At 62.3% G+C, this 25,518-nt stretch carries 26 protein-coding genes and 1 riboswitch; of the genes, 20 read left to right on the forward strand and 6 right to left on the reverse strand.

The features are described from left to right. Nucleotides 1-93: 93 nt before the first annotated feature. Together dnaN and dnaA are read right to left on the reverse strand one after the other, a co-directional pair. Nucleotides 94-1,212, reverse strand: a complete 1,119-nt coding sequence (gene dnaN, locus ACH2DG_RS14765; protein WP_395027057.1) for a DNA polymerase III subunit beta — start codon at nt 1,210-1,212, stop codon at nt 94-96. Between the two features lie 147 nt (nt 1,213-1,359). Continuing rightward, on the reverse strand, nt 1,360-2,910 hold the full coding sequence (gene dnaA, locus ACH2DG_RS14770) for a chromosomal replication initiator protein DnaA (RefSeq protein WP_395027059.1): 1,551 nt from the start codon (nt 2,908-2,910) through the stop codon (nt 1,360-1,362). A 461-nt stretch (nt 2,911-3,371) separates the two neighbouring features. Between dnaA and rpmH the strand changes: the two genes are divergently transcribed. The 7 genes from rpmH (at nt 3,372) to ACH2DG_RS14805 (ending at nt 10,375) form a co-directional block, all read left to right on the forward strand. After that, the gene (gene rpmH / locus ACH2DG_RS14775; RefSeq protein WP_184704652.1) at nt 3,372-3,506 is read left to right on the forward strand and encodes a 50S ribosomal protein L34; all 135 of its coding nucleotides are present in this window, start codon (nt 3,372-3,374) and stop codon (nt 3,504-3,506) included. Nucleotides 3,507-3,558: 52 nt separating this feature from the next. Continuing rightward, entirely contained in the window at nt 3,559-4,047 is a 489-nt protein-coding gene (locus tag ACH2DG_RS14780) for a ribonuclease P protein component (RefSeq protein ID WP_395027061.1), read from the forward strand. Further along, nucleotides 4,044-4,328, forward strand: a complete 285-nt coding sequence (gene yidD / locus ACH2DG_RS14785) for a membrane protein insertion efficiency factor YidD (protein WP_184704648.1) — start codon at nt 4,044-4,046, stop codon at nt 4,326-4,328. Before ACH2DG_RS14780 ends, yidD begins: the two co-directional genes overlap by 4 nt. Beyond that, nucleotides 4,325-6,013, forward strand: coding sequence for a membrane protein insertase YidC (yidC, locus tag ACH2DG_RS14790; RefSeq protein ID WP_395027063.1), 1,689 nt, complete (start codon nt 4,325-4,327; stop codon nt 6,011-6,013). Before yidD ends, yidC begins: the two co-directional genes overlap by 4 nt. A gap of 130 nt (nt 6,014-6,143) precedes the next feature. Then, the gene (locus ACH2DG_RS14795) at nt 6,144-7,727 is read left to right on the forward strand and encodes an ABC transporter substrate-binding protein (protein WP_395027064.1); all 1,584 of its coding nucleotides are present in this window, start codon (nt 6,144-6,146) and stop codon (nt 7,725-7,727) included. 252 nt (nt 7,728-7,979) lie between these two features. Beyond that, nucleotides 7,980-9,446 (forward strand): tRNA uridine-5-carboxymethylaminomethyl(34) synthesis GTPase MnmE, encoded by a 1,467-nt coding sequence (gene mnmE / locus ACH2DG_RS14800; RefSeq protein WP_395027065.1) that lies wholly within the window; start codon nt 7,980-7,982, stop codon nt 9,444-9,446. A gap of 116 nt (nt 9,447-9,562) precedes the next feature. Beyond that, on the forward strand, nt 9,563-10,375 hold the full coding sequence (locus ACH2DG_RS14805; protein WP_395027067.1) for a peptidoglycan DD-metalloendopeptidase family protein: 813 nt from the start codon (nt 9,563-9,565) through the stop codon (nt 10,373-10,375). A gap of 33 nt (nt 10,376-10,408) precedes the next feature. Here ACH2DG_RS14805 and ACH2DG_RS14810 read toward each other — a convergent pair whose 3' ends face one another. Next, nucleotides 10,409-11,335, reverse strand: coding sequence for a class I SAM-dependent methyltransferase (locus ACH2DG_RS14810; RefSeq protein ID WP_395027069.1), 927 nt, complete (start codon nt 11,333-11,335; stop codon nt 10,409-10,411). Nucleotides 11,336-11,525: 190 nt separating this feature from the next. Here ACH2DG_RS14810 and ACH2DG_RS14815 point away from each other — a divergent pair, with 190 nt between their 5' ends. Both ACH2DG_RS14815 and ACH2DG_RS14820 read left to right on the forward strand, forming a co-directional pair. Further along, nucleotides 11,526-12,002, forward strand: coding sequence for a Crp/Fnr family transcriptional regulator (locus ACH2DG_RS14815; RefSeq protein WP_395027071.1), 477 nt, complete (start codon nt 11,526-11,528; stop codon nt 12,000-12,002). Between the two features lie 135 nt (nt 12,003-12,137). Continuing rightward, nucleotides 12,138-12,956, forward strand: a complete 819-nt coding sequence (locus ACH2DG_RS14820) for a hypothetical protein (RefSeq protein ID WP_395027073.1) — start codon at nt 12,138-12,140, stop codon at nt 12,954-12,956. Nucleotides 12,957-13,108: 152 nt separating this feature from the next. Here the strand turns inward: ACH2DG_RS14820 and ACH2DG_RS14825 are convergent, their stop codons facing one another. Beyond that, a complete protein-coding gene (locus tag ACH2DG_RS14825) occupies nt 13,109-13,663 on the reverse strand; it encodes an adenine phosphoribosyltransferase (RefSeq protein WP_395027074.1) in 555 nt (184 codons plus the stop codon). A gap of 222 nt (nt 13,664-13,885) precedes the next feature. Between ACH2DG_RS14825 and ACH2DG_RS14830 the strand changes: the two genes are divergently transcribed. The 4 genes from ACH2DG_RS14830 to ACH2DG_RS14845 are packed head-to-tail and all read left to right on the forward strand — an operon-like array spanning nt 13,886 to nt 16,892. Further along, the gene (locus ACH2DG_RS14830; RefSeq protein ID WP_395027076.1) at nt 13,886-14,884 is read left to right on the forward strand and encodes an SIS domain-containing protein; all 999 of its coding nucleotides are present in this window, start codon (nt 13,886-13,888) and stop codon (nt 14,882-14,884) included. Between the two features lie 8 nt (nt 14,885-14,892). Continuing rightward, nucleotides 14,893-15,456 carry an HAD family hydrolase gene (locus tag ACH2DG_RS14835; RefSeq protein ID WP_224150717.1) on the forward strand — a complete coding sequence of 188 codons (564 nt, stop codon included), beginning with the start codon at nt 14,893-14,895 and terminating at the stop codon, nt 15,454-15,456. Beyond that, complete coding sequence (lptC, locus tag ACH2DG_RS14840; RefSeq protein ID WP_395027078.1) at nt 15,453-16,052, forward strand: LPS export ABC transporter periplasmic protein LptC; 600 nt, start codon at nt 15,453-15,455, stop codon at nt 16,050-16,052. Before ACH2DG_RS14835 ends, lptC begins: the two co-directional genes overlap by 4 nt. A 3-nt stretch (nt 16,053-16,055) precedes the next feature. Beyond that, complete coding sequence (locus ACH2DG_RS14845; protein ID WP_395027079.1) at nt 16,056-16,892, forward strand: SDR family oxidoreductase; 837 nt, start codon at nt 16,056-16,058, stop codon at nt 16,890-16,892. Between the two features lie 112 nt (nt 16,893-17,004). On the opposite strand, the gene ACH2DG_RS14850 is transcribed toward ACH2DG_RS14845, so the two are convergent. Then, complete coding sequence (locus tag ACH2DG_RS14850; protein ID WP_395027080.1) at nt 17,005-17,598, reverse strand: RNA recognition motif domain-containing protein; 594 nt, start codon at nt 17,596-17,598, stop codon at nt 17,005-17,007. 294 nt (nt 17,599-17,892) lie between these two features. Continuing rightward, nucleotides 17,893-18,279, reverse strand: a complete 387-nt coding sequence (locus ACH2DG_RS14855; RefSeq protein WP_224150712.1) for an RNA-binding protein — start codon at nt 18,277-18,279, stop codon at nt 17,893-17,895. A 234-nt stretch (nt 18,280-18,513) separates the two neighbouring features. After that, a riboswitch (yybP-ykoY riboswitch) is annotated at nt 18,514-18,621 on the forward strand. A gap of 98 nt (nt 18,622-18,719) precedes the next feature. Between ACH2DG_RS14855 and ACH2DG_RS14860 the strand changes: the two genes are divergently transcribed. The 7 genes from ACH2DG_RS14860 to ACH2DG_RS14890 all read left to right on the forward strand — a co-directional run bounded on the left by ACH2DG_RS14860 (nt 18,720) and on the right by ACH2DG_RS14890 (nt 25,487). Continuing rightward, nucleotides 18,720-19,286 (forward strand): TMEM165/GDT1 family protein, encoded by a 567-nt coding sequence (locus tag ACH2DG_RS14860; RefSeq protein WP_395027081.1) that lies wholly within the window; start codon nt 18,720-18,722, stop codon nt 19,284-19,286. 128 nt (nt 19,287-19,414) lie between these two features. After that, nucleotides 19,415-20,113 carry a substrate-binding domain-containing protein gene (locus ACH2DG_RS14865; RefSeq protein ID WP_395027082.1) on the forward strand — a complete coding sequence of 233 codons (699 nt, stop codon included), beginning with the start codon at nt 19,415-19,417 and terminating at the stop codon, nt 20,111-20,113. 107 nt (nt 20,114-20,220) lie between these two features. Next, the gene (locus ACH2DG_RS14870) at nt 20,221-21,627 is read left to right on the forward strand and encodes an MFS transporter (protein ID WP_395027083.1); all 1,407 of its coding nucleotides are present in this window, start codon (nt 20,221-20,223) and stop codon (nt 21,625-21,627) included. Nucleotides 21,628-21,659: 32 nt separating this feature from the next. After that, the gene (locus ACH2DG_RS14875) at nt 21,660-22,688 is read left to right on the forward strand and encodes an amidohydrolase family protein (protein WP_395027084.1); all 1,029 of its coding nucleotides are present in this window, start codon (nt 21,660-21,662) and stop codon (nt 22,686-22,688) included. Nucleotides 22,689-22,808: 120 nt separating this feature from the next. Next, nucleotides 22,809-23,492, forward strand: coding sequence for a 4-carboxy-4-hydroxy-2-oxoadipate aldolase/oxaloacetate decarboxylase (gene ligK, locus ACH2DG_RS14880; RefSeq protein ID WP_395027085.1), 684 nt, complete (start codon nt 22,809-22,811; stop codon nt 23,490-23,492). Between the two features lie 39 nt (nt 23,493-23,531). After that, complete coding sequence (locus tag ACH2DG_RS14885) at nt 23,532-24,548, forward strand: MBL fold metallo-hydrolase (protein WP_395027086.1); 1,017 nt, start codon at nt 23,532-23,534, stop codon at nt 24,546-24,548. 21 nt (nt 24,549-24,569) lie between these two features. Then, nucleotides 24,570-25,487 (forward strand): amidohydrolase family protein, encoded by a 918-nt coding sequence (locus ACH2DG_RS14890; protein ID WP_395027087.1) that lies wholly within the window; start codon nt 24,570-24,572, stop codon nt 25,485-25,487. Nucleotides 25,488-25,518: the final 31 nt, after the last annotated feature.

Below are 25,518 nucleotides of genomic sequence, written 5' to 3' on the forward strand. Positions count from 1 at the left end.
GGTGGCGCCTGTCTTGTCTTGAATTCAAATATCTATCTATCGCAAAGAGAGTTGCAGCATGTGCTGCAAGCTCTCTTTTCAGGAGCAATGCGCTTACATGCGCATGGGCATCACCACGTACTTGAAGCTGTCGTTCTCCGGATTGGTGATGAGGGCCGAGTTGTTGTTGTCGGCAAAGTCGATGCGCACCATGTCCTGGCTCATGTTGGAGAGCACGTCGATCAGGTAGGTGACGTTGAAGCCGACTTCCACCGATGGACCGCCGTAGTCGATGTCGAGTTCGTCGACGGCCTCTTCCTGCTCGGCGTTGTTGGCCGCAATGCGCAAGGTGCCGGGCTCGATGGTCAGGCGCACACCCTTGAACTTGTCGCTCGTCATGATGGCCGTGCGCTGCATGCTGGCCAGCAGCGGGGCGCGGCCCAGGGTCACGCTATTGGGGTGGTTGCGCGGAATGACACGGTTGTAATCTGGGAACTTGCCTTCGACCAGCTTGGTGACGAATTCCATGCCCGCAAAGGTGAAGCGCGCTTGGTTGCTGGCAAACTGCATCTCGATCACGGGCTGGTTGTCACCGCTCGCGTCGCTCAGGAGGCGCTGCAGTTCCAGCACGGTCTTGCGCGGCAGGATCACTTCCTGCTTGGGCACTTCCACATCCAGGGTGGCGCTCGAGAACGCGAGGCGGTGGCCGTCGGTCGCCACCAGGCTGAGGGTGTTGCCCTCGGCAACGAAGAGGATGCCGTTGAGGTAGTAACGAATATCCTGCACCGCCATGGCGAAGGAGACCTGGCTCATCAGGTCCTTGAGCACCTTTTGCGGCACGCTGAACACGGGGCCGAACGAGGGCGCCTCCTGCACCAGCGGGAAGTCTTCCGCAGGCAGGGTCTGCAGGGTGAAACGGCTCTTGCCACCCTTGAGGATCATCTTGGACTGCTGCGTCTCCAGGCTCACGGTCTGGTCGCCGGGCATGGTTTTCAAGATGTCGATCAGCTTGCGCGCGCCCACGGTGGTGGTGAAGTCGCCCATGTCGCCACCCAGCTCTGCGGTGGTGCGGATCTGGATTTCCAGGTCGCTGGTGGTCAGCTGCAGCGCGTTGCCGGTCTTGCGGATCAGCACGTTGGCCAGAATGGGCAGGGTATGGCGCCGCTCGACAATGCCGGCGACCGATTGCAGAACTGCGATGACCTTGTCTTGTGTGGCCTTGAGGATAATCATTTCAACCTCTTGTCAAATTGCGGAGTTGTTGCGGACAGCAGCCATGCAAGGAGCCCCCTCTGCCCCTGTCCCATCTGCCATTGTGCCTGCGCAAAGCAGGCGATTTGCGAAAACGATTGTTTCGGGTAAAACGAAAGTTTCCATTGGTTAACCTTTCAGAGTCTGCTCCAGCACATGCAATTGCTGGTTGAGCTCGGTCAGCTGCTGGCGTTCGCCGCCAATCTTGCGCACGGCGTGCAGCACGGTGGTGTGGTCGCGGCCGCCGAACAGTTCGCCAATTTCGGGCAGGCTCTTCTGCGTCAGTTCCTTGGCAAGGTACATGGCAATCTGGCGCGGGCGGGCAATGCTGGCCGGGCGCTTCTTGCTGTACATGTCCGCCACCTTGATCTTGTAGTAATCGGCAACGGTCTTCTGGATGTTTTCCACGCTGATCTGGCGGTTCTGGATCGACAGCAGGTCGCGCAGCGCCTCGCGTGCCAGCTGGATCGAGATCTCTTTCTGGTTGAAGCGCGAGTAGGCCAGGATCTTGCGCAGCGCGCCTTCGAGTTCGCGCACGTTGGAGCGCACGTTCTTGGCAACGAAGAACGCCACTTCCTCGGGCATTTCGGTGCCTTCAGCGCGTGATTTGTTGATCAGGATCGCCACGCGCATTTCCAGCTCGGGCGGCTCGATGGCGACCGTCAGACCCGAATCAAAGCGCGACACCAGGCGCTCGTGGATGTTGGCCAGCCCCTTGGGATAGGTGTCGGACGTCATCACGATGTGGCTCTTCTTGGCCAGCAGCGCTTCAAAGGCGTTGAAGAATTCTTCCTGGGTGCGGTCCTTGTTGGCAAAAAACTGCACGTCATCGATCAGCAGCAGGTCAAGCGAGTGGTAGCGCTCCTTGAACTCGTCGAAGGTACGGCGCTGGTAGGACTTGACCACATCCGAGACGAATTGCTCGGCATGGATGTAGAGAACTTTGGCGTCCGGGTTGTCGGCCAGCAGCTTGTTGCCTACGGCGTGCACCAGGTGGGTTTTACCCAGGCCCACGCCGCCATAGATGAACAGCGGGTTGTACAGGTGGCCGGGCGAGGCTGCCACATGCATGGCGGCCGAGCGGGCCATGCGGTTGGCCGTACCTTCGACCAGGGTGTCGAAGGTCAGCGCCGGATTGAGCCGGTTGCGGAAATTGCCGCTACCGTTGATGCTATCAACTTCGGAGCTTCCGCCGCTCGCTGTGGCAGGGGCAGCCTCGTGCTGGGCCGCATGCTGCTGGGCATTGCCCCGAAAGCCGTCGCCGCCATAATCTTGCGTATTCTGCTGGTAGCCACCGACACTGCGGCTGGCTGGACCATAGGATGGACCCAGGCCCATGCCAGACGAGGTGCCGCTGGCGTAACCTGCCGCTGGCGCGCCGGTGCGGACCGGGCGCACCACGGTACGCACGGCGGCATCGCGCTGGGCGATGGCCAATTCGATGGCGACGGGCTGACCATAGGTTTCTTCCAGCATGGCAGCCAGGCGGCCGGCATATTGGGCGCGGATCCAGTCCAGCTTGAACCGGTTGGCGACATAGAGCGTGACCTTGGACAGGTCGTCTGACACGACGGCGGTCAGCGGCTTGATCCAGGTGTTGAACTGTTGCTCGGGCATTTCTTGGGCCAGTTGCTCTACAACTGCGCGCCACAGACCTTGGCCCAGGCTGGCTTCATCCATTGCGTATCTCGCGGAAATATTCGCCCCACTCAATCTTGTAATTGTGGATAAGGGGGAATGTTGATTGACTGGCTATTGTAGCTTGTGCAAAAGTTATCCACATCATGTGACCCATCCATGAAAACGCTGACGGTGCAGGCCGCGGATAGACGGTGCCGGGATGTGGGGACTGCAGGCATATTACCGAAAAACCGCCTAAAAAGCCCAAGCAATTGCCAAGCTTGACAAACACTGCGATAATTTGCGGTTTCCCTGCATGCAGGGCGAATTTTTACGCGCGCGAAATTTGAAAAAGAGGCGGCAGCATGCCAATCTTTGTCAGGTGACGCGCACTATTTCACCGGTGTTGCGCTTGAGCAGGGCTTGAGCTTGGTCACTGTAGCGCCTCCCATTCCTTCTGGATGTGGGTGAGCGGCTCGGTTGCCACCAAACCGGAACCAAGCCTCTCTAGGAATTGCATCATGAAACGTACTTACCAACCTTCCAAAGTCCGCCGCGCCCGTACCCACGGCTTCCTCGTCCGCATGAAGACCAAGGGTGGCCGTGCCGTGATCAACGCACGCCGCGCCAAGGGCCGCAAGCGTCTGGCCGTCTAAGCCTGAATGGGTGGCCTTGGCGCTCTGATGAAGAGTGCCAGGTAGTGCTCCGGTGCATCGCCTCAAGACACGACCCCAGTTTCAGGCCGCCATGGCGGGCGGAACCATTGCACGTACGGCGCATTTTGCGCTGCACCGGCTGGATCTGAACGCCGCATCATCTGGCAGCGAGACTGCCTCTTTAACAGGGCCCGGTGCCTCACCTTCCAGTGAGGCGGCACCGCAGGCCCTTTTTGCGTTGCCTGGCGCCTGGCTGGGTGCCATGGTGCCCAAGCGCTGGGCGCGCCGTGCCGTCACACGCAACACCATCAAACGCCAGATCTATGCGGTTGCGGCCGAGCATGCATTGCAGCTGCCGGCGCATGCCCATGTGGTGCGCCTGCGCAGCACGTTCGATCGCAAGCAATTCATCAGCCCGACCTCGGATGTCCTGAAAAAGGCGGTCCGTGCCGAGTTGCTGCAACTGTTTGCCCGGGCGCAGAAAAACACGCGTGATGCGCTCCCCGGGCGCGATGGCGCTGCTACAGGGCATAGCGTATGATGCAGCGTTTGCTGATCGGACTGGTACGTGGCTACCGGCTGCTGCTGAGCCCCTGGCTGGGTTCTGCCTGCCGTTTCGAGCCCACATGCTCGGTCTATTCGTTGCAAGCGCTGGAGCAGCATGGCGCCGCCATGGGAAGCTATCTGACCGTGCGCCGCCTGGCGCGCTGCCATCCGTGGTGCCAGGGCGGCCTGGATCCGGTTCCCTCGCATCCCCGTTGGTTCAGCCGTTTGGTAACTCCTGCTGATTCATCCTCTTCCCCCTCCGAGAAGTCTTCATGAACGACATTCGCCGCACCATTTTGTGGGTGATATTTGGTTTCTCACTTGTCCTGCTGTGGGACAAGTGGCAAATCCACAATGGCCGCAAGCCCACCTTCTTCCCGACGCCCGAGGTCACTGCGGCTACCCCTGCGGATGCCGCCAAGACCGAGGCAGGCGTACCTGCTGCGGCCCAGGCAGCTGCGGCTGACAGCAGCAATGTGCCCGCCACCGGCGGTGCTGCGCCTGCTGCTGCGCAGCGCGAAAAGGTGACGGTGACGACCGACCTGTACCGCCTGACCTTTGATGGCGAAGGCGGCTCGCTGATCGGTGCCGAACTGCTCAAGTACGCCGACCAGGACGACAAGACCAAGCCTGTGAAGCTGCTGGACGAAAGCGCCGCCCGCGTGTATGTGGCGCAGACCGGCCTGATCGGCGGCAACTTCCCCACCCACAAGACGGTGATGAAGCTGCAGCCGGGCCCGCGCGAGCTGGCAGAAGGCCAGGACAGCCTGAATGTGGTGTTCGAATCACCCGAGCAGGGCGGCGTCAAGTTGGTCAAGACCTGGACCATCAAGCGCGGCGACTATGCCATCGGCCTGAAGCAGGATGTGGTCAATACCAGCGGCGCGGCGGTCAGCCCCCAGCTGTACCTGCAGCTCACGCGCGATGGCAACAAGCCCTCTGGCGAGTCGATGTTCTATTCCACCTTCACCGGCCCCGCGGTCTACACCGAGGCCAAGAAGTTCCACAAGGTGGATTTCAAGGACATCGAAAACGGCAAGACCGACAGCCTAGACAAGCAGGCCGACAACGGCTACGTGGCCATGGTGCAGCATTACTTTGCAAGCGCCTGGTTGCTGCCGCAGGGCACGCAGCGCGACATCTATGCCCGCAAGGCCGGCAACAATCTATACTCGGTGGGCGAGATCACCCAGCTGGGCCAGATCGCTCCCGGCCAGAGCAAGGCGGTGGAAGCTCGCCTCTTTGTCGGCCCGCAGGTCGAGAAGATGCTCGAATCCATGGCGCCCGGTCTGGAGCTGGTCAAGGACTATGGCTGGCTGACGATTCTGGCCAAGCCGCTGTACTGGCTGCTGTCCAAGCTGCACACATTTATTGGCAACTGGGGCTGGTCCATCGTGGCGCTCGTGGTGCTGCTGAAGATCGCCTTCTACTGGCTCAACGCCAAGGCCTACTCCTCGATGGCCAAGATGAAGGCCATCAACCCGCGCATCATGGAGATGCGCGAGCGCCTCAAGGACAAGCCGCAGCAGATGCAGCAGGAGATGATGCGCATCTACCGCGAGGAGAAGGTCAACCCCATGGGCGGGTGCTTCCCGATCATGATCCAGATTCCTGTGTTCATGGCGCTGTACTGGGTGCTGCAGTCGAGCGTGGAAATCCGCAATGCGCCATGGATCGGCTGGATCCACGACCTGTCGGTTCCCGATCCCTTCTTCATCCTGCCGATCGTGATGACCCTGTCGTCGCTGCTGCAGACGGCGCTGAACCCCGCGCCGCCCGATCCGATGCAGGCCAAGATGATGTGGATCATGCCACTGATGTTCAGCGTGATGTTCTTCTTCTTCCCGGCGGGGCTGGTGCTGTACTGGTGCACCAACAATATCCTGTCGATTGCCCAGCAATGGATCATCAACAAGCGCATGGGTGTGCCGCCGCAGTTCAACCTGCCGAAGTTCAAGTAAGCGCTTTGTCAATGCAGGGATTGCCTAGGCGGGCATTCCCGCATCCATCCCCGGAACGGCCGCATTTGCGGCCGTTTTTTCGTTAGCATGGTCTGTTCAGATCGTTGTTAAACAACATGGGGGTTGATGTATGGCAAAAGTTTCGGTTTTTCAACGCGGCGCATTGGCGCTGGCGGTGTTGGCATGCGCAGGCGCATCGCATGCGGCAACCCTGCGCTGGGCTGGCGCCAATGACATCCTGACCCTGGACCCCCACGCGCAGAACCACCAGACCACGCACGCGTTCCTGCAGCAGGTGTACGAGCCGCTGGTGCGCTATGGCAAGGATTTTCAGCTGGAGCCCGCGTTGGCTACCAAATGGACCGAAGTGAGCCCAACGCAATGGCGCTTCGAACTGCGCAAGGGCGTGAAATTCCATGACGGCGCACCGTTCACGGCCGATGATGTGGTGTTTTCTCTCACCCGCATCATGACGCCACCCTCGAACATGATGAGCTCGACCCAGAGCATCAAGGAAGTCAAGAAGGTTGACGATTTCACCGTCGATCTGATCCTCAAGGGCCCCAACCCCATTCTGCTGCGCGAACTGACCGAGGCGCGCATCATGAACAAGGCCTGGGCCGAGAAGAACAACTCCGTCAAGACCCAGGATTACGCAGGCAAGGAAGAATCCTTTGCCAGCCGCAACACCAACGGCACGGGCTCGTTCATCGCCACGGGCTGGCAGCCGGATGTGAAGCTGACCCTCAAGAAAAACGCCAGCTGGTGGGACAAACCCACCGGCAACGTGGATGAAGTGGTTTTTACCCCGATCAAATCGGCTGCCACCCGCACCGCCGCGCTGATCTCGAACCAGGTCGATTTCATGGTCGACCCGCCACCGCAAGACCAGGATCGCATCAAGAAGACGCCTGAACTCAAGCTGCTGGAAGGCACGGAAAACCGCACCATCTACCTGGGCCTGGATGTATTCCGCGATGAGCTGCCAGGCGCTGGTACGGCAGGCAAGAACCCGCTCAAGGATATCAAGGTGCGCAAGGCCATGTACATGGCGATCGACACCGAAGGCCTGCACAAGCGCACGATGCGTGGCATGTCCATCCCTGCGGGCACCATGATTGCGCCCATGGTGCATGGCTGGACCAAGGAGCTGGAGCAGCGTGCCGCCAAATACGATGTGGAAGGCGCCAAGAAGCTGCTGGCCGAAGCCGGCTACCCCAATGGTTTCAACCTGAAGCTGGAATGCCCGAACGACCGCTATGTGAACGACGAGGCGATCTGCCAGGCCGTGACTGCCATGTGGACCCGCATCGGCATCAAGACCAGCCTGCAGGCCACGCCGATGGCCCAGTTCGTGACCCGCGTGATGAACTCCGACCCGAACGCCTACCTGTTCGGCTGGGGCGTGGCGACCTTTGATGCGCTCTACTCGCTGGACGCGCTGATCCACAGCAAGGGCGCCGCGGGCGGCGGCGTCTACAACGGCGGCCGCATTGCCGACAAGGAGCTGGATGCCAAGATCGACGCGATGAAGACCGAGACAGACCCGGCCAAACGTGATGCGCTGATCAACGACGCGTTGAAGATGACCAAGGACAACTTCTACACCATCCCCGTGCACCACCAGATCTTCCCCTGGGCCATGCGCAAGGGCATCGACACCGTGTACCGCGCCGATGCACGCCCGATTCCGGCTTGGACAACCGTCAAGTAAGCAGCTTCAGGCCGCATACCCACACCCAACCCAAAAAGCCTGCGCGAGCAGGCTTTTTGCTTTTACCGGGCCCAGAGGATCCCTCGGCGCAGCGCTGCTCGCCGGGCACGCCGATAATCAGAGGCATTGAACCCGCTGTTTTGAATGAAAATGGCCTTTGGCGCACGACAAACGCGCACCAATAGCTATTAAATTTGTAGTTTGCAGCCCTTGCGCTGCAGCCGTTTGCCTGAACCTGCCCGAGAACCGCCCATGCTTGCCCGCCACCAAGACCCGATTGTTGCCATTGCCACCGCCCCCGGACGCGGCGCCGTGGGCATCGTGCGGGTGTCGGGCAAGGCCATTGCGCCACTGGTGCAGCTATTGTGCGGCAAGGCGCTCAAGCCGCGCGAGGCGAGCTATCTGCCCTTCAAGGCGGTCGACGGCCAAGCCATCGACCAGGGGCTGGCGCTGTACTTTCCGGCGCCGCACAGCTATACCGGCGAAGATGTGCTGGAGTTGCAGGCCCACGGCGGGCCGGTAGTGCTGCAGTTGCTGCTGGCGCGCTGCCTGGAAGCCGCGCAGACCCTCGCTGCCAATGGCCATGCGACCTTGCCGGGCCTGCGCCTGGCCGAGCCGGGCGAGTTTACCGAGCGCGCCTTTCTGAACGACAAGATCGACCTGGCCCAGGCCGAGGCGATTGCCGATCTGATCGATGCGAGCACCGAAGCGGCCGCGCGCAGCGCCAGCCGCTCGCTCACTGGAGCCTTTTCGCAGGAGATTCATCGCCTGCGCGATGCGCTCATCCACCTGCGCATGCTGGTGGAGGCGACGCTTGATTTTCCAGAAGAAGAGATCGACTTTCTGCAAAAGGCCGATGCCTACGGCCAGCTCGATCAGTTGCGCAGCACGCTCCAGAGCGTGATGCAGCGCACACGCCAGGGCGCGCTGCTGCGTGAAGGCATCAAGGTGGTGATTGCCGGGCAGCCCAATGCGGGCAAAAGCTCGTTGCTCAACGCGCTGGCGGGGGCGGAGCTGGCCATCGTCACCCCGATCGCCGGCACCACGCGCGACAAGGTGGCGCAAACCATCCAGATCGAAGGCGTGCCGCTGCACGTGATCGACACCGCCGGTCTGCGCGAGAGCGACGACGAGGTGGAACGCATCGGTATCGCCCGCGCCTGGGAAGAAATCGCCAGCGCCGATGCCGTGCTGTTTCTGCACGACCTCACGCGCATGCAGGAAGACAGCTACCGCGCCGCCGATGTACAGATCGCCGCCACCTTGCGCGAACAGCTGCCCGCCAGCGTGCCGGTGGTGCAGGTGTGGAACAAGGCGGATGCGTTTTCAGCCGCCAGCGCCCGCCAGATGAGCGCAGAGGCATCAAAGATCGTAGCAGTTCATGCGCCTGCAGACACGGCGGGTCACGAGCCGCTGATCCTTTCGGCCAAGACCGGCGATGGGCTGGATGCACTGCGCAGGCAGCTATTGACCATGGCTGGCTGGCAATCGGCTGCCGAAGGCACCTACATTGCCCGCGCCCGCCATGTGCAGGCGCTGCAGCAGGTGCAGGAGCACCTGGACAGCGCCCACGAGCAACTGCATGTGGACAGCCCCGCGCTCGACCTGCTGGCCGAGGAACTGCGCCTCGCGCAGCAGTCGCTCAACACCATTACCGGCGAATTCACATCGGACGATCTGCTGGGCGTGATCTTCAGCAGTTTCTGCATCGGCAAATAGCCGATACGGCCGCCCCGGTTGCACAGTGGACAGCGCCGCATTGCCGCCATGAATGGCAGAAAGCACAATGTGCGGATTGGCTGGATAGCCTTTGCATGCCATTCCCCTCCCTTCTGATGACCACTATTCCTTCCAACTCCCTGCAGGCTGCAGGCGTCGATCCGATAGCCGATGCCATTGCACGCCACCGGATGGGCCAGCCCGCAGTGCCGCAGGCGGCGGCTTTCCATGCATGGCTCGCACAGCATCGCGGCAGCTGGAGGGGCCTGATGCCGGGCCTGCAGCGGGCCCGCACGGGCTATGTCGACCTGCGCAGCGCCGACTCGCCCGTGGCACGGGCCAGCGCCACCATGGACCGCGCAGGTGCGGTGGCCGCCTATGCGGCGCTGCAGCAGCAAGCGGGTTTTGCCATTGGCGTGGGTGACTGGATGGAGCAGCGCTGCGTCTACCAAAGCGACAATTACCGTTCGACCCGGCTGGACGGCGTGATGCGCGATTGTCATCTGGGGCTGGACCTGTTTGCCCCGGCAGGCACGTTGCTGACCCTGCCGCAGGCGGCAGAAGTCGTGGTGGCCGAGGTGCGCGACGAACGGCTCGATTACGGCGGCATGCTGGTGCTGCGCCACGATCCAGACCAAGGCGATGGCCGTGCTGCCTTCTACAGCATCTGGGGCCACCTGAGCCACCGCACGGCGCAGCGCTGGCGGCCGGGCGATGCCATTGCTGCCGGCACGCAGTTTGCCGAGCTGGGCGATTTTGACGAAAACGGCTGGTGGCTGCCACATCTGCACCTGCAGCTGTGCCTGCTGGCGCTGCCGGATTTCAGCGAGGCCCCCGGAGTGGGCGAGCTGGCATTCGCCGAGGTATGGCGCGATATCTTTCCGGACCCGACGCCGCTGCTGTCGGCTGGGTCCCTGGGCAAGGACTGATGTGCGTCCAGTCGACTTCGCTCTTGACGAATCTCAACCCGGCATGCGGTAAGCCAGTACTTTCAGCGCCTTGTCGGGTGAGACATCGGCAAACATGGGCGGGTTGACGACCTGTTCGATGAATTCCAGCTCGGGCACGATCTGCGCCACCTGATCCGTCAAGAAGGAGAGCGGCAACTCCGGGGCATTGAGGCACAGCAGCGCATGACCGCCAGGCACCAGCAGGTCGGGCAGGCGTTTGATCAAGCGGGCGTAGTCCTTGGTGGCGACAAAGCTGCCCTTCTGGTAGCTGGGCGGATCCATGATGACGAGCTGGTACGGCCCCGTGCGGGTGATCTTGCCCCAACTGCTGAAAATATCGTGCGGCCAGAACTGTCCGCCTGCCAGCTGGTTGAGCCGGTGGTTCTGCTGGCCGGTGGCAAGCGCCCCCTTGCCCATGTCGATGTTGATCACCTGGCCAGCACCTGCCTGCAACGCCGCCACCGAAAAGGCGCAGGTATAGGCAAACAGGTTCAGCACCTTGCAACTGCCCGGATCGGGCTGGCGGGCAATGTACTGCCGCACCCAACGCCGGCCTGCAGCCATGTCCAGAAACAGACCATGGTTCTGGCCGCGCAGCACATGCACCAGATAGCGCGCGCCATCTTCCGCCACCGTGTGCGGATCGGGCAGGCTGCCTTGCACCAGCCGGGTCTGCGCCGCCCCCAGCGCGCGGCACTGGTAGACCCAGATGAGCGGCTCGCCAGGGTGGATCTGTTGCCAGCGCGCCTGCAGTGCATCACCAATGGTCTGGAGATCGCTACCCTCCAGCGGAGCAAAGCTGGTCAATACGATGGCGGGCGGGAAGATGTCGAGCGACAGGTGCTCGCAGCCGGGATGCAGGCCGCCGCGGCCATGAAAAAGGCGCTGCGCGTCCTTGCACACAGGCATGGCGGCGATGGCGTCAAGTAGAGCATTCATGAATCAGATGACAGCCCGTGGCCTGACAAACAGGCGCTTGCATGGCGCAAAGGCTGTGAAGGATAATTTTTTACAAACTGTCTCGCTGCTGCGAATCAAAAGGGTGATGCGTCGGTTAGATTGGATGTAGCAGAAAAATCGTTTTGCAGATCACGAGCCTGGCATGCTTGGGTCTGGGAGGAAAAAGTGCATGGTGAATACCCCAACCGATATCGGCGGCCTGATTGCTGCCATCAACAATTGCCAGGACGAAGAAAGCATGATCAACCCGCTGACCAACGCGCAGTGGGAGATTTTGGCACCATATCTGGCGCCTACCAATCTTGGGGCCTCGCAGGTGCTGTTTCAGCAGGGCAGTCAGGAGCGTACGCTGTTTTTTGTGGAGAGCGGCAGCCTGAGCGTGCACTTTGAAGACGAACAGCAGCGCATCCGCCTCGCCATCGTGGGGCCTGGCTCCATTGTGGGCGAGGGCGCCTTCTTCTCCCACCGCCCTCGCAGCGCCACGGTGCAGGCGGTGTCGGCCACGCGCTTGTGGGGGCTGCCCAGCATCCGCTTTACCGAACTGTGCAACCGGCAGCCTGCAGTGGCGGCGGCATTGGCCATGGCTGCGGGTTCGGTGCTTGCCAAACGCTTGGGCAATCGCAAACGACGCGTCGCCACCACATAAATACGGTGGTGGGGCAAGGCTCGGGCAGGTTTTTTTGCGAGTGATCCGACGCAGCCATCTACAATTGCAAACGTTTGTTTCCTCTGGAAGCAAGCAACATTCAGAATAAAAAACAGATTTGGGTAGGGAATCGGCATGTCTCTTATTGCCAGATGGTTAGGCAAATCCAGCAAACTGCCTGCGCGGGCTGAAGCCGCGCAGCCGTCGGTGTTTGCTGAATCATTGCGTACGGTCCAGCACAATCCGCAGGCTGTTGTGCCGCTGGTGGCGCCGCATGCCACAGACACCGCCCCGCGCCCGGGCGAGCGCTCAGCACGGCGCGAAATGGTGTACTCCTCCGTACGCGAATCGATGGTGCGCTCTGGCATCCTGTCGGCAGGTTACAAGTTCAAAGTGCTGGCGCTCGACAAGCGTGCCACCCAGTTCATCGTGATGGTCGATCTGGCCGAGGAGTTTTCCGTCAGTCCCGAAAAACTCAGCCAGATTGAGGCGCTGATTGCGTACTCCGCCAAAACCCGGTTTGAAATCCTGGTCACTTCGGTCTATTGGCGTCTCAATGGCCAGTTGGGTGCATCCTCGGTCAAGGCCAAACCAGCTTCCACCTCTGCTCCTGGGGCTGCAGGCATTCGCGCAGGTGTCAGGCCTGCCAGGGCAGGGGCTGCTGGCATGGCCGCTGCACCAGTTGCAGGCATTGACCCGATTGAAGAAGTCGAGATCGAGGCATTCAAGAAAGCGTTGATCGATGCAGCGACCCGCCCTGTCCCCGCACTCAATGGCGACAGGCAGCCAGCGCCTGCTGCGACACGACCCGCACCCATTGTGCCGGTACGCACAAGCGCTGCCCAGCACGTAGAGGCCGCGCGCCAGGCTGCCCGACAAGGGGGCGTTCCCGCGCCAACCCCCGACACCAACTTTGGCGGGCTCAGCACCACGCAGTACGGTGATCTGAACTGAATTTCTTAAAAAGAAGAGCTGATTGCAATTGACAGTATTGGATTTCAGGCAGATTGAATGCTGAAATCTGCGCAAGAAACAGGCAGCCTGTCAGGGTTCTAACGCCTGTGCCCGTGCGTAAATGCAAAGTCGGGCGCTGTTCCTTCCGTGTCTCAGTGCCCGGCAAAATCGACCAGGGTAAAGAGTGGCAGCCCGGCATCCTTGAGGCGTTGCGAGCCGCCCAGTTCGGGCAGATCGACAATGGCCGCACCTTCCACCACCGAGGCCCCCAGTTTCTCCAGCAGCTTTTTGCCTGCCATCATCGTGCCGCCGGTGGCGATCAGGTCATCGACCAGCAACACCCGGTCGCCGGGTTTGACCGCGTCGGCATGCAGCTCGACAGTGGCGCTGCCGTATTCCAGCTCGTAGGTCTCCTCCACCGTGGTGAACGGCAGCTTGCCCTTTTTGCGGATGGGCACGAAACCGACTTTCAACTGGTAGGCGATGACTGCACCGATGATGAAGCCGCGTGCATCAAGGCCCGCCACCACATCGGGCCGCATGTCGCGGCCCATGTAGCGATGCACAAAGGCATCGATCATGACGTGGAAGACCTGCGGGTTCTGCAGCAAGGGGGTGATATCGCGGAACTGCACACCCGGCGCTGGCCAGTCGGGTACGGTACGGATATGGTGGCGCAAAAAGGCGTTGACGTCTGGGGCTTGCATGGTGTGTAGGAGGGAAGGGCGATCCAGGCTGCCATGGTAGTGCAAACGGCCGGGCGGGCTTCCTTTGCGCCGCTTGCGGGTAGAACATGTTGACGATTTCCTCGCAATTCCTTCGCAATTCCCTCGCGCTGGCCTCGCGACTGAGCGGTACCGCAGATGGTGGAGACCGGGAACATGCTCTTACTCTGCAAGCGGGTGGGGCGCTCCGATAAAATCATTGCAATGAGCACTCCACAAGCCATGCGCCCGGTCCAGGCGGCGCAGATTCTCCAGCTGGCTGCATCCACCTTTTCGATCGAAGCAGAGGCGATTCTGGCCATGGCGCAACGCCTGGACGATGATTTTGTCCAGGTAGTGCAGCGCATGCTGGCCACTCGCGGCCGGGTGGTGGTCACCGGTATGGGCAAAAGTGGCCATGTGGGCCGCAAGATTGCCGCAACCCTGGCATCGACCGGTACGCCCGCCTTCTTTGTGCACCCGGGCGAAGCCAGCCATGGCGACCTGGGCATGGTGACTGGCGATGATGTTGTGCTGGCCATCTCTAACAGCGGCGAGAGTGCTGAAATCGCGGTACTGCTGCCCGTGCTCAAGCGCCTGGGCGTGCCTGTCGTGGCGATGACCGGCAACCGCGAATCCGCCATGGCGCGCCATGCCGACTGGGTGCTCGATACCCGTGTCGACAAGGAAGCCTGCCCGCTGAACCTGGCGCCCACGGCCAGCACCACGGCGCAGATGGCCATGGGCGATGCGCTGGCGGTGGCCTTGCTGGAGGCCCGCGGCTTCAAAGCAGAGGATTTTGCCCGCTCCCACCCCGGAGGCGCACTCGGACGCCGCCTGCTCACCCACGTGGCCGATGTGATGCGGTCCGGCGATGAGGTGCCCCGTGTGCTGCCGAATGCGACTTTCAGTGAACTGATGCGCGAGATGAGTGCCAAAGGCGTGGGTGCTGCGGCTGTCGTGGACGCACAGGGCGTGCTGCAAGGCATCTTTACCGATGGCGACCTGCGCCGCCGCATCGAAGCGGGCGCCGACCTGCGTCATGTGGCAGCAGGCGAGGTGATGTACGCATCGCCCCGCCAGATCTCGCCCGATGCTCTGGCTGCAGACGCTGCAGCGATGATGGAGGCCCACCGCATCACCAGCGTTCTAGTGACCGATGCTGGCCAGCATCTGGTGGGCATCGTGCATATTGGCGATCTGATGCGTGCGAAGGTGATTTGATGGTGACAATGACTTCTCCTGGCCCGATCACACCGGCCCAGCAATGGCCCGCAGAGCTGCTTTTGCGAGCGCAAGGCATCAAAATTGCATTCTTTGATGTGGACGGCGTGCTCACCGATGGTGGCCTCTACATCAGCGAAGCGGGCGAGACGCTCAAGCGCTTTCACACGCTGGATGGCCATGGCATGAAGATGCTGCGCGAAGCGGGCATCACGCCCGCCGTCATCACCGGCCGCGATTCGCGGGCGCTGCGGCACCGCCTGGGTGCGCTGGGCGTCGAGCACGTGCGCTATGGCACGGAAGACAAGCTGCCTGCCGCGCAGGACATGTTGGCCGAGCTGGGGCTGGACTGGCACCAGGCAGCGGCCATTGGCGATGACTGGCCCGATCTGCCTGTGCTGCGTCGTTGCCAACTGGCGTGTGCACCGGCCAACGCCCATGCAGAGGCGCGCGGCGTGGCGCATTTCACCACCGTGCAGCGTGGGGGGGCAGGGGCTGCACGCGAATTCTGCGATGTGCTGCTGGCAGCCTCCGGTGCGTATATCAAACTGCTGGATCGGTACGGACAATGAATTTTCGCTTTCGACGCGTCTGGGACTGGATGTCCATCTACCTGCCCATTCTTCTGATGGGGCTGCTGGCGTTGGGGACCTGGTGGCTGGTGCGCAATGCGCCCAAGGCCCAGGTCGAGGCCGAGGTGGCGGTCAAAGGCCACGATGTGGACTACTACATGCGGGACTTCTCGGTGCGCAGCTTTGACGACACCGGCACCCTGACCAGCGAAATCCGTGGCACTACCATGCGCCATTACATGGACAACGAGACCCTCGAGATCGACAAGGCCAATCTGCGCTCGGTGCGGCAGGACGGCTCGGAAACCGTGGCCACGGCCGACCGTGCGCTCTCCAATGCCGATGGCTCTGAAGTGCAACTGTTCGGCAATGCGCATGTGGTGCGCAAGGCGGCCAAGCCAGGAGTGCCCGCCATGGAATTTCGCGGCGACTTTCTGCATGCCTTTGTCAATGACGAGCGGGTCAGCTCGAACAAACCGGTGGAAATCACCCGTGGCAATGACCGCTTCACCGCCGATGCCATGACCTACAACAATCTCTCGCAGGTGGCCGAGCTCAAAGGCCGGGTGCGCGGTACCCTCGTGCCGTCCAAGTAGGCCATGGGCGCGCTGCAACGAACTTCCCTTCCGGTGGCCGCCGCAGCCGCGCCGTTGGTGCTGATCACGGGCGCTTCCAGCGGCATCGGCCAAGCCCTGGCACTGCGCTACCACCAGGCCGGTTGGCGGCTGGCACTGGTGGCGCGCCGGGTGGAGGCGATAAAACAATGGGCCAGCGCACATTCCATAAGCGCTGATAGCTATCAAATATATAGTGCTGATGTGGCAGACCGTGACCAGATCATCGCGGCCTGCGAGCAGTGCCTCGCCACCCAGGGCGTGCCTGAGGTGGTGGTGGCCAATGCCGGAGTGAGCTTTGGCATCGACACGGCAGAGCGCGAAGACCTGGAGGTGATGGCGCAGACCTACGCCACCAACGTGATCGGCATGGCGGCTACTTTTCACGCCTTTGTGCGGCCCATGCAGGCGCGCGGCTCGGGCAAGCTGGTGGGCATTGCCAGTGTTGCCGGCATCCGAGGCCTGCCCGGCCATGGTGCCTACTGCGCCAGCAAGGCAGCCGTCATCAGCTACTGCGAGAGCCTCCGGGTGGAGTTGGCGCGCAGTGGTGTGCAGGTGCAGACCATCTGCCCGGGCTTTGTCGCCACGCCGCTCACCAGCCAGAACCGCTATGGCATGCCATTTTTGATGCAGCCCGAAGCCTTTGCCGATCGGGCGTTTGCAGCCATCGGCAAAGGCCGCAGCTACAGCGTGATTCCCTGGCAGATGGGCTTGGTGGCCAAGCTGCTGCGGCTGCTGCCCAATGCCGCCTACGACAGGGCGCTGGCCAACCGGCCACGCAAGCATCGGCATGCCGAGCGCACGGGGAAGCCGGGTGGTTAGAGCAGGCTCTTGGCGAGCGCCGCATGTCTTTGGCGCATTGAGGCAATAAAAAAGCCCCTTGCGGGGCTGGGAACCAGAGCCTGGGCACGCCATGTGGCGTGCCGGGCGCAGATCAATAATCGTCGTTGTCGAAGCCTTGGTTGCCGCCACGGTTGCGCGAACCATTGCCGTAAGGGCTGCGGAAGCCGCCATCGCGTTCACCACCACGGTCGCCGCCGCCAAAGCCGCGGTCATTGCCGCCACGGCCATAGCCGCCGCCACCATCACCACGGCCGCCGCGGTCACCGTAGCCGCCACCACCGCCACCAAAACCGCCGCCACCGCCGTAGCCGCCGCGATCACCGCCGCCGAAGCCACCACGGTCACCACCGCCGCCAAAGCCGCCACGGTTGCCACCGCCAAAGCCACCACCGCGCGGGCCGCCAAAGCCGCCACCGCCGGTGCGGGGAGGGCGTGGCTCCATGGGGCGAGCCTCGTTCACGACGAGGTTGCGGCCACCCAGCGACTGGCCGTTCATGCCGTTGATTGCGGCCTGGGCTTCTTCATCGCTGCCCATTTCCACAAAACCAAAGCCTTTGGAGCGACCCGTGTCGCGTTCCATCATGACCTTGGCGCTGGTTACGCTGCCAAATTGGCCGAAGGCCTGTTCCAGATCATTGTCGCGCACTTGGTACGGCAAATTTCCGACGTAAAGCTTGTTGCCCATTGAGGGACTCCTGATAACTCTTAAATAACGCGATGGAGTCCCGTAAAACGCAATACCTGAATCATGTGATCATCCAATGCGTCACGACGAAACTGATCATTCACCGCAATAGCCCAGTGGAGGGGTACTCCATCCTTTATTTTCTGAGATAAAAAACCCTTTTGGTGTAGTCGATGCCCCTAGGTGTGGTGCGAAAGCTGCAACAAAACGCAAAAAAGGCCTCAAAGAGGCCTTTTGCTCGGGAAATCCCGTGAATTGACAGCCAAAAACCGCAATTGGTTTCTGGCGCAATGATTAGTAGCTGCCGCCGCCGTAGCCGCCACGGCCACCGCCGAAGCCACCACGATCACCGCCGCCGCCGAAGCCGCCGCGGTCACCACCGCCAAAGCCGCCACGGCCGCCACCGAAGCCACCGCTGCGAGGTGGGCGGGCTTCCATTGGACGGGCTTCGTTCACGACCAGGTTACGGCCGCCGAAGTTTTGACCGTTCACGCCTTCGATAGCAGCTTGTGCTTCAGCGTCCGAGCCCATTTCCACAAAGCCGAAGCCCTTGGAGCGGCCGGTGTCGCGTTCCATCATGACCTTGGCGCTGGAAACAGAGCCGAATTGGCTGAAGGTGCTTTCCAGATCGCTGTCACGGAAGGTATATGGCAGATTGCCAACGTAGAGTTTGTTGCCCATTTGAGGACTCCGAAAAAAACAATTAAAAGCGATGGAGCCTGATGCAATCAACAAAACCTGTGACAACTTCCAAGACGGATCACCGCGCACGCCCTGTGTACCAAGAGAGACACAAAGCCCCCCCATTATGGGCGAATCAGCTTACGACGTGTTGACAGTTCACGCAAGTGCACCCTGGTATTTTCCCTGGCGGCCCTATGTGTTGCGGCGCAACATCGGTTTTGCGCGTATGATGCGCCTGTCTTTGGGGAGTAGCCTGCCGGGCGCGCAATGCGTCGCGGAGTGTGCGTCAACAAACTTGGGCTTCGGCCTATGGCGTACACGGCATCTGTAACAGATGCTTGGCGAGACCATTGACCACGTTGCGATCCAACTGCCGGAGTCGCGATGCGGTCAATGCTGTCTTGCAACCATCCGGCTACATAAAGATCCCCCACACCATGGAAGCCTTCTTCATCTCGACCGCTGTGGTCGCGCTCGCCGAGATGGGCGACAAGACGCAGCTGCTCTCGCTTGTTCTCGCCGCCAAATACCGCAAACCCTGGCCGATCGTGTTGGGCATCTTTGTGGCCACCATCGTGAACCATGCCCTGGCAGGTGCCGTCGGTGCCTGGATCACGACCGTGCTCGGCCCCGATGTGCTGCGATGGATTCTGGGCGTGTCCTTCATCCTGATGGCGGGGTGGATGTTGATTCCCGACAAGATCGACGAAGACGAGGCTGGCAAAAGCAGCGGCCGCTGGGGCGTGTTCGGCACCACCTTGCTGTTGTTCTTCCTGGCCGAGATGGGCGACAAGACGCAGCTCGCCACGGTGGGCCTGGCAGCCAAGTACCCGGCGCAGTACTACGGCGTGGTGGCCGGCACCACGATCGGCATGATGCTGGCCAACGCGCCCGTGGTCTGGTTTGGCGACAAGATCACCAAGAAGCTGCCGATCCAGTGGATCCACCGTGTCTGCGCCGTGATCTTTGCGGGGCTCGGCGTGCTGGCGCTGGTGGCCGGATAAGCGGAACCTCCGCGCCACCCGGTACGGCAATGAGCTATGCCCAATTGCTATAGCTGATAGTGGGTGCCAGAGGTTGGCACCCGATGCAGCCATGCCCACAATGCTTTGCATAACAGGAGGCAAAGCGCATGGGCACCGTTCCCACTACCCTGAAGGGCATTTCGTCGATGGCCACCCGCCAGTTGCTGGCGGAGTTGGTGGCCGACTGGCACGCGCAGGGCGGCGAGCCGGTGGCTATCGAATCGGTAGGCGGCGTCGATGCCGCGCGGCGGGTGCATGATGGCGAGGCATTCGATGTGGTTTTCCTCGCATCGGGCGCCATTGCCGGGCTCGAGGTCGCAGGCCGGGTATTGGCCGGCAGCCGGGTGGATCTGATGCGCTCCAGCACGGCCGTGGCGGTACCCGCTGGCGCTGCGACACCCGATATTTCCTCCGAAGAAGCCGTTCGCGCCGCCGTGCTGGCTGCGTCCGGCATTGGATACTCCACGGGCCCCAGCGGCGTGGCACTGCAGGCCCTGTTTGTACGCTGGGGCATCGCAGAACAGATTCGCCCACGCCTCGTGCAGGCCCGCCCGGGGGTGCCTGTGGCCTCCCTGGTGGCCAGCGGCGAGGTGGCGCTCGGTTTTCAGCAACTGAGCGAGTTGCTCCATGTGCCGGGGATCACCGTCGTGGGCACGCTGCCGCAAGCCATTGCCATTGACACCGTCTTTTCCGCTGGCGTGACGGCTGCTTCGGCCCGGGCCGATGCGGCGCGCCGTTTGCTCACCTTCATGGCCGCGCCTGGCGCCGCCACGGCCAAGCGCCGCCAGGGCATGGAGCCTGTGTGATGCGAGCGCCGGTGCAGCGGGCGAGCCGAGACTGGGCATGAAAAGCCCTGCAACTCGCCGCAGGACACAAATACAAAACCACCAATAGAGACAACGGAGACACCGACATGATTTCGCCAACCCCTTCCGAGGCGCCGGATTCCAAGGTTGCCAATGTGCAGACCATCCTGAACGAGCATCCGTTCTCCGGTTTCCAATGGGTGATCTTCGCCCTGTGCTTTTTCGTCGTGCTGCTTGACGGCTTCGACACCGCTGCCATCGGCTACATCGCGCCCTCGCTGCTGGCCGAGTGGGGCGTGGCCAAGCCCGATCTGGCGCCGGTATTGAGCGCTGCACTGTTTGGCCTGGCCGGCGGCGCCATGTGCTCGGGGCCCCTGGCCGACCGCTTCGGCCGCAAGGCAGTGCTGGTGGGATCGGTGCTGGTGTTTGCCATTGCCTGCCTGGCTTCGGGGTACGCACATGACATCCGCACGCTGACCGTGCTGCGCTTTGTCACCGGCCTGGGTCTGGGCGCGGCCATGCCCAATGCGGTCACGCTGATGAGCGAATACTGTCCCGATTCGCGCCGCGCCATGATCACCAATGCCATGTTCTGTGGCTTTCCCCTGGGCGCAGCGCTGGGCGGCTTTCTGGCGGCGTGGATGATCCCGCATTTTGGCTGGCGCAGCGTGCTGCATCTGGGTGGCATTGCACCGCTGTTCCTGCTGGTTCTGCTGGTGGTGCTGTTGCCCGAGTCCGTGCGCTACATGGTGGCCAAGGGGTATGCGGCAGACCGCATCCGCAAGCCGCTGGTACGCATTGCAGGCAGCGCGGTGGCGGGCGTGCAGCGCTTTGTGATGACCGAGAACCGGGTGGCCGTGGATGGCAAGAGCGGTCTGGGCGTGGTGCTGTCCCGCCAGTACCGGGTAGGCTCGGTCATGCTGTGGCTGGCGTATTTCATGGGTCTGGTGATCTTCTACGCGCTGGTCAACTGGATGCCGGTGCTGTTCAAGGAAGGCGGCCTCAGCCCCAAGACGGCCACGCTGGTGGCGGCGCTGTTTCCACTGGGCGGCGTGGGCGCCGTCTTCTTCGGCTGGCTGATGGACCGTTTCAATGCCAACCGCATCATTGCCGCCGGCTACGCGCTGACCGCCGTGGCCATCTGGTGGATCGGTCAGGAAGCCGCGAGCCTGGGCTGGCTGGTGGTGTCGGTGTTCGTGGCGGGCACGATCATGAATACCGCCCAGTCTTCCATGCCGGCACTGGCTGCGGCCTTCTACCCCACCAGCGGCCGTGCGACCGGCGTGGCCTGGATGCTGGGGGTGGGGCGCTTTGGGGGAATTGCGGGCTCCTTCCTGGTGGCTGAGCTCACGGCGCGCCATCTGAGCTTCAGCCAGATCTTCACCGTGGTGGCTATTCCCGGCCTGATCGCCATGGCGGCCCTCATCGTCAAGCAGTGGGTCAGCCCCCAAGGCGGGGCCGAGCCGCAGAACACGCCCCAGGCTGCGGGTGCCGGAATTTCCGCAAGCCATTGAATTCATTCGTTATTAAAAAGGATGCGCCCACCATGATCATCGACGTACACGGCCACTACACCACGGCGCCTGCAGCACTGGGTGCCTGGCGCGAGCTGCAGATTGCGGGCCTGCAGAACCTGGCCCAGGCTCCCAAGGCCAGCCAACTGAAGATCAGCGACGACGAGATCCGCGAGACCATCGAGACCAACCAGCTCAAGCTGATGAAGCAGCGCGGCTCGGACCTCACCATCTTCAGCCCGCGCGCCAGCTTTATGGCCCACCACATCGGTGATTTCGAGACATCAAGCACCTGGGCCGCCATCTGCAACGAGCTGTGCTACCGCGTGAGCGAATTGTTTCCTGATCACTTCATCCCTGCTGCGATGCTGCCGCAGTCGCCCGGCGTCGATCCCAGAACCTGCATTCCCGAACTGGTGAAATGCGTGGAACAGTACGGCAACGTCGGCATCAACCTCAACCCCGATCCATCGGGCGGCCACTGGACTTCGCCACCGCTGTCGGACCGGCACTGGTACCCCATCTACGAAAAGATGGTGGAGTACGACATCCCCGCGATGATCCACGTCTCCACCAGCTGCAATGCCTGCTTTCACACCACGGGTGCCCACTACCTGAACGCCGACACCACGGCCTTCATGCAGTGCCTGACCAGCGATCTGTTCAAGGATTTCCCGACGCTCAAGTTCCTCATCCCCCACGGCGGCGGCGCCGTGCCCTACCACTGGGGGCGCTTTCGCGGTCTGGCCCAGGAGCTGAAGAAGCCACTCCTGGAAGAGCATCTGCTGAACAACATCTTCTTCGACACCTGCGTCTACCACCAGCCGGGCATCAACCTGCTCACCGAAGTGATTCCCACCCGAAACATCCTCTTTGCCAGCGAGATGATCGGCGCCGTGCGCGGCATCGACCCGCAGACCGGCCACTACTACGACGACACCCGGCGCTACATCGACGCCACGCAGAACCTGACAGAGGAGGAGAAGCACATGGTCTACGAAGGCAACGCGCGCCGCGTATTCACGCGCCTGAACGCGGCGCTGAAGGCCAAGGGCCTTTGATCAAAAGAGAGCGGCTGGCGGTTGTTGCTGGCTGCTCTCAACATAAGAACCATTTGAATTGATGGATCAAAAAGCGCGAACAGCTCACTTTTTGGAAGCCATACCAGCGGAGATTTTTCCATGTACGAACTCGGAGTCGTTTACCGTAACATCCAGCGCGCCGACCGCGCCGCTGCCGATGGCCTCGCTGCCCTCGGCTCGGCCACGGTGCACGAGGCCATGGGCCGCGTCGGCCTGCTCAAACCCTATATGCGGCCCATCTATTCGGGCCAACAGGTCTCGGGCACGGCCGTCACCGTGCTGCTGCAGCCCGGCGATAACTGGATGATGCATGTGGCGGCCGAGCAGATCCAGCCCGGCGACATCGTGGTGGCCGCCGTCACCAGCGAATGCACCGACGGCTACTTTGGCGACCTGTTGGCCACCAGCTTCCAGGCCCGGGGCGCACGCGCGCTCATCATCGACGCCGGCGTGCGCGATGTGCGGGTGCTGCAGGAGATGGGCTTTCCGGTGTGGAGCCGTGCCATCTCGTCCAAGGGCACGATCAAGGCCACGCTGGGCTCGGTCAACATCCCCGTGGTCTGCGCAGGCATGTGGGTCACGCCCGGCGACGTGATCGTGGCCGACGACGACGGCGTGGTCTGCGTGCCTGCGGCCCGCGCAGCGCAAACCCTGGAAGCGGCGCAAAAGCGCGAGAGCTTTGAAGGCGAAAAGCGCGCCAAACTGGCCTCGGGCATCCTGGGTCTCGACATGTACAAGATGCGTGAGCCGCTCGAAAAGGCTGGCCTCCGGTACATCGACTGAGCGCGGAAATAACGAAACCCTTATCAAGGAGCCCGCACCATGGCCGCTTCCCGCCCGTCTTCCTTTACCACCTCCGGCCTTGCCGTGAACCTCGCCCGTCGCCAGTTTCTGGGTGTCACAGCCAGCCTGGCGGGCGCCGGCCTGCTGGGTATGGGTACCTTGGGCCATGCGCTGGCGCAGCAGGCCGATGCCGCAGGCGTCGATCTCAAGCGGGGCACCCAGTTGGTGCTGTTGGGTACCAAGGGCGGACCGCGCGTGGGCGGAGCCCGATCCAATCCGGCCAATGTACTGATAATCGACGGCGAGCCCCACATGGTGGATTGCGCTTATGGCGTGGCGGCCCAGCTGGTCAAGGCTGGCGTTCCGTTGCCTTCGATCAGCAAGGTATTCATCACCCATATGCACTCCGACCACAATCTCGAATACGGTCCGGTGCTGTACTCGGCGTGGGCGGCGGGGCTGAACCACCAGGTGGACGTGTGGGGCCCGCCCACGCTCGATGCCATGACCCGTGCCTTCATGGAGTCGATGAAGTTCGACATCGAGACTCGCATGCTCGATGAAGGCAAGCCTGACCTGCGCAGGCTGGTCGCCACCCATGAGTTTTCCCGTGGCGGTGTGATTCTGCAGAACGACAAGGTGAAGGTCACGGCAGTGCGCAATATCCATCCGCCCATCAACGACTCGTTCGCGCTGCGCTTCGATACCAAGGACCGCTCCATCGTCTTCTCGGGCGATACCACCTACTGTCCGGCCGTGGCGGAGTTGGCCAAGGGGGCGGACGTACTGGTGCACGAAGTGATTTATGTGCCGGCAGTGGAGGCCATGGTCAAGCGCGTACCCAATGCCGCCACGCTCAAGGAGCATCTGCTGGCCTGCCATACCACGACCGAGGACGTGGGCCGTATTGCCGCCGCCGCAGGCGTGAAGAAGCTGGTGCTTTCGCACATCGTGCCGGGGGACGGCCCCAGTATCACCGACGCGATGCTGCTCGAGGGTGTGCGCAAGCACTTCAAGGGCGAAGCCATTGTGGGCAAGGATTTGATGGTGGTCTAACTCTGACGAATGAGAACCGATATGAACCAATTCGAAAAAACCCCCGGCTGGCTGGACTGGTACGCCGGCCCCAGCAAACCCAGGTTCCAGCTGCCTGCGGGCGCCGTTGACGCGCACTGCCATGTGTTTGGCCCTGGCGATGCCTTTCCCTTTGCACCCGAGCGCAAGTACACGCCCTGCGACGCGAGCAAGGCGCAGTTGTTTGCTCTGCGCGACCACCTGGGCTTTGCGCGCAACGTGATCGTGCAGGCCACCTGCCATGGCGCAGACAACCACGCCATGGTTGATGCCTGCCAGTCATCCGGCGGGCGCGCACGCGGTGTGGCCACCGTCAGGCGCAGCATCAGCGACGAAGAGCTGCAGGCCCTGCACGCCGCTGGCGTGCGCGGCGTTCGCTTCAATTTCGTCAAGCGCCTGGTGGATTTCACGCCCAAGGACGAGCTGATGGAGATCGCAGGCCGCATCGCCAAGCTGGGTTGGCATGTGGTGATCTACTTCGAGGCGGTGGATCTGCCCGAGCTGTGGGATTTCTTCACCGCGCTGCCCACCACCGTGGTGGTGGACCACATGGGCCGCCCGGATGTTGCCAAGGGCGTTGACAGCGCAGAGTTCGCGCTGTTCCTCAAGTTCATGCGTGAGCACCCGAACGTGTGGAGCAAGGTCTCGTGCCCCGAGCGCCTTTCGCTGACCGGCCCCAAGGCGCTGGATGGAGAGCGCAATGCCTACCGCGACGTAGTGCCGTTTGCGCGTCGGGTGGTCGAGGAGTTTCCCGACCGCGTGCTCTGGGGCACCGACTGGCCGCACCCCAACCTCAAGGACCACATGCCCGACGACGGCCTGCTGGTGGATTTCATCCCGCATATCGCACCCACTGCCGAGCTGCAGCGCAAGCTGCTGGTGGACAACCCCATGCGCCTGTACTGGCCCGAAGAAATATGACCCCCCCGAGTCGCCTGCGGCGCCTTCCCCT

Origin of the sequence: Comamonas odontotermitis (genome assembly GCF_040396735.1) — a bacterium.
GTDB classification, from domain to species: domain Bacteria; phylum Pseudomonadota; class Gammaproteobacteria; order Burkholderiales; family Burkholderiaceae_C; genus Comamonas; species Comamonas odontotermitis_C.

Excerpts from the sequence above, each read along its gene's own strand:
- dnaN (WP_395027057.1), bottom strand. The coding sequence starts at position 1,212 with ATGATTATCCTCAAGGCCACACAAGACAAGGTCATCGCAGTTCTGCAA.
- dnaA (WP_395027059.1), bottom strand. The coding sequence starts at position 2,910 with ATGGATGAAGCCAGCCTGGGCCAAGGTCTGTGGCGCGCAGTTGTAGAG.
- rpmH (WP_184704652.1), top strand. The coding sequence starts at position 3,372 with ATGAAACGTACTTACCAACCTTCCAAAGTCCGCCGCGCCCGTACCCAC.
- yidD (WP_184704648.1), top strand. The coding sequence starts at position 4,044 with ATGATGCAGCGTTTGCTGATCGGACTGGTACGTGGCTACCGGCTGCTG.
- yidC (WP_395027063.1), top strand. The coding sequence starts at position 4,325 with ATGAACGACATTCGCCGCACCATTTTGTGGGTGATATTTGGTTTCTCA.
- ACH2DG_RS14795 (WP_395027064.1), top strand. The coding sequence starts at position 6,144 with ATGGCAAAAGTTTCGGTTTTTCAACGCGGCGCATTGGCGCTGGCGGTG.
- mnmE (WP_395027065.1), top strand. The coding sequence starts at position 7,980 with ATGCTTGCCCGCCACCAAGACCCGATTGTTGCCATTGCCACCGCCCCC.
- ACH2DG_RS14805 (WP_395027067.1), top strand. The coding sequence starts at position 9,563 with ATGACCACTATTCCTTCCAACTCCCTGCAGGCTGCAGGCGTCGATCCG.
- ACH2DG_RS14810 (WP_395027069.1), bottom strand. The coding sequence starts at position 11,335 with ATGAATGCTCTACTTGACGCCATCGCCGCCATGCCTGTGTGCAAGGAC.
- ACH2DG_RS14815 (WP_395027071.1), top strand. The coding sequence starts at position 11,526 with ATGGTGAATACCCCAACCGATATCGGCGGCCTGATTGCTGCCATCAAC.
- ACH2DG_RS14820 (WP_395027073.1), top strand. The coding sequence starts at position 12,138 with ATGTCTCTTATTGCCAGATGGTTAGGCAAATCCAGCAAACTGCCTGCG.
- ACH2DG_RS14825 (WP_395027074.1), bottom strand. The coding sequence starts at position 13,663 with ATGCAAGCCCCAGACGTCAACGCCTTTTTGCGCCACCATATCCGTACC.
- ACH2DG_RS14830 (WP_395027076.1), top strand. The coding sequence starts at position 13,886 with ATGAGCACTCCACAAGCCATGCGCCCGGTCCAGGCGGCGCAGATTCTC.
- ACH2DG_RS14835 (WP_224150717.1), top strand. The coding sequence starts at position 14,893 with ATGACTTCTCCTGGCCCGATCACACCGGCCCAGCAATGGCCCGCAGAG.
- lptC (WP_395027078.1), top strand. The coding sequence starts at position 15,453 with ATGAATTTTCGCTTTCGACGCGTCTGGGACTGGATGTCCATCTACCTG.
- ACH2DG_RS14845 (WP_395027079.1), top strand. The coding sequence starts at position 16,056 with ATGGGCGCGCTGCAACGAACTTCCCTTCCGGTGGCCGCCGCAGCCGCG.
- ACH2DG_RS14850 (WP_395027080.1), bottom strand. The coding sequence starts at position 17,598 with ATGGGCAACAAGCTTTACGTCGGAAATTTGCCGTACCAAGTGCGCGAC.
- ACH2DG_RS14855 (WP_224150712.1), bottom strand. The coding sequence starts at position 18,279 with ATGGGCAACAAACTCTACGTTGGCAATCTGCCATATACCTTCCGTGAC.
- ACH2DG_RS14860 (WP_395027081.1), top strand. The coding sequence starts at position 18,720 with ATGGAAGCCTTCTTCATCTCGACCGCTGTGGTCGCGCTCGCCGAGATG.
- ACH2DG_RS14865 (WP_395027082.1), top strand. The coding sequence starts at position 19,415 with ATGGGCACCGTTCCCACTACCCTGAAGGGCATTTCGTCGATGGCCACC.
- ACH2DG_RS14870 (WP_395027083.1), top strand. The coding sequence starts at position 20,221 with ATGATTTCGCCAACCCCTTCCGAGGCGCCGGATTCCAAGGTTGCCAAT.
- ACH2DG_RS14875 (WP_395027084.1), top strand. The coding sequence starts at position 21,660 with ATGATCATCGACGTACACGGCCACTACACCACGGCGCCTGCAGCACTG.
- ligK (WP_395027085.1), top strand. The coding sequence starts at position 22,809 with ATGTACGAACTCGGAGTCGTTTACCGTAACATCCAGCGCGCCGACCGC.
- ACH2DG_RS14885 (WP_395027086.1), top strand. The coding sequence starts at position 23,532 with ATGGCCGCTTCCCGCCCGTCTTCCTTTACCACCTCCGGCCTTGCCGTG.
- ACH2DG_RS14890 (WP_395027087.1), top strand. The coding sequence starts at position 24,570 with ATGAACCAATTCGAAAAAACCCCCGGCTGGCTGGACTGGTACGCCGGC.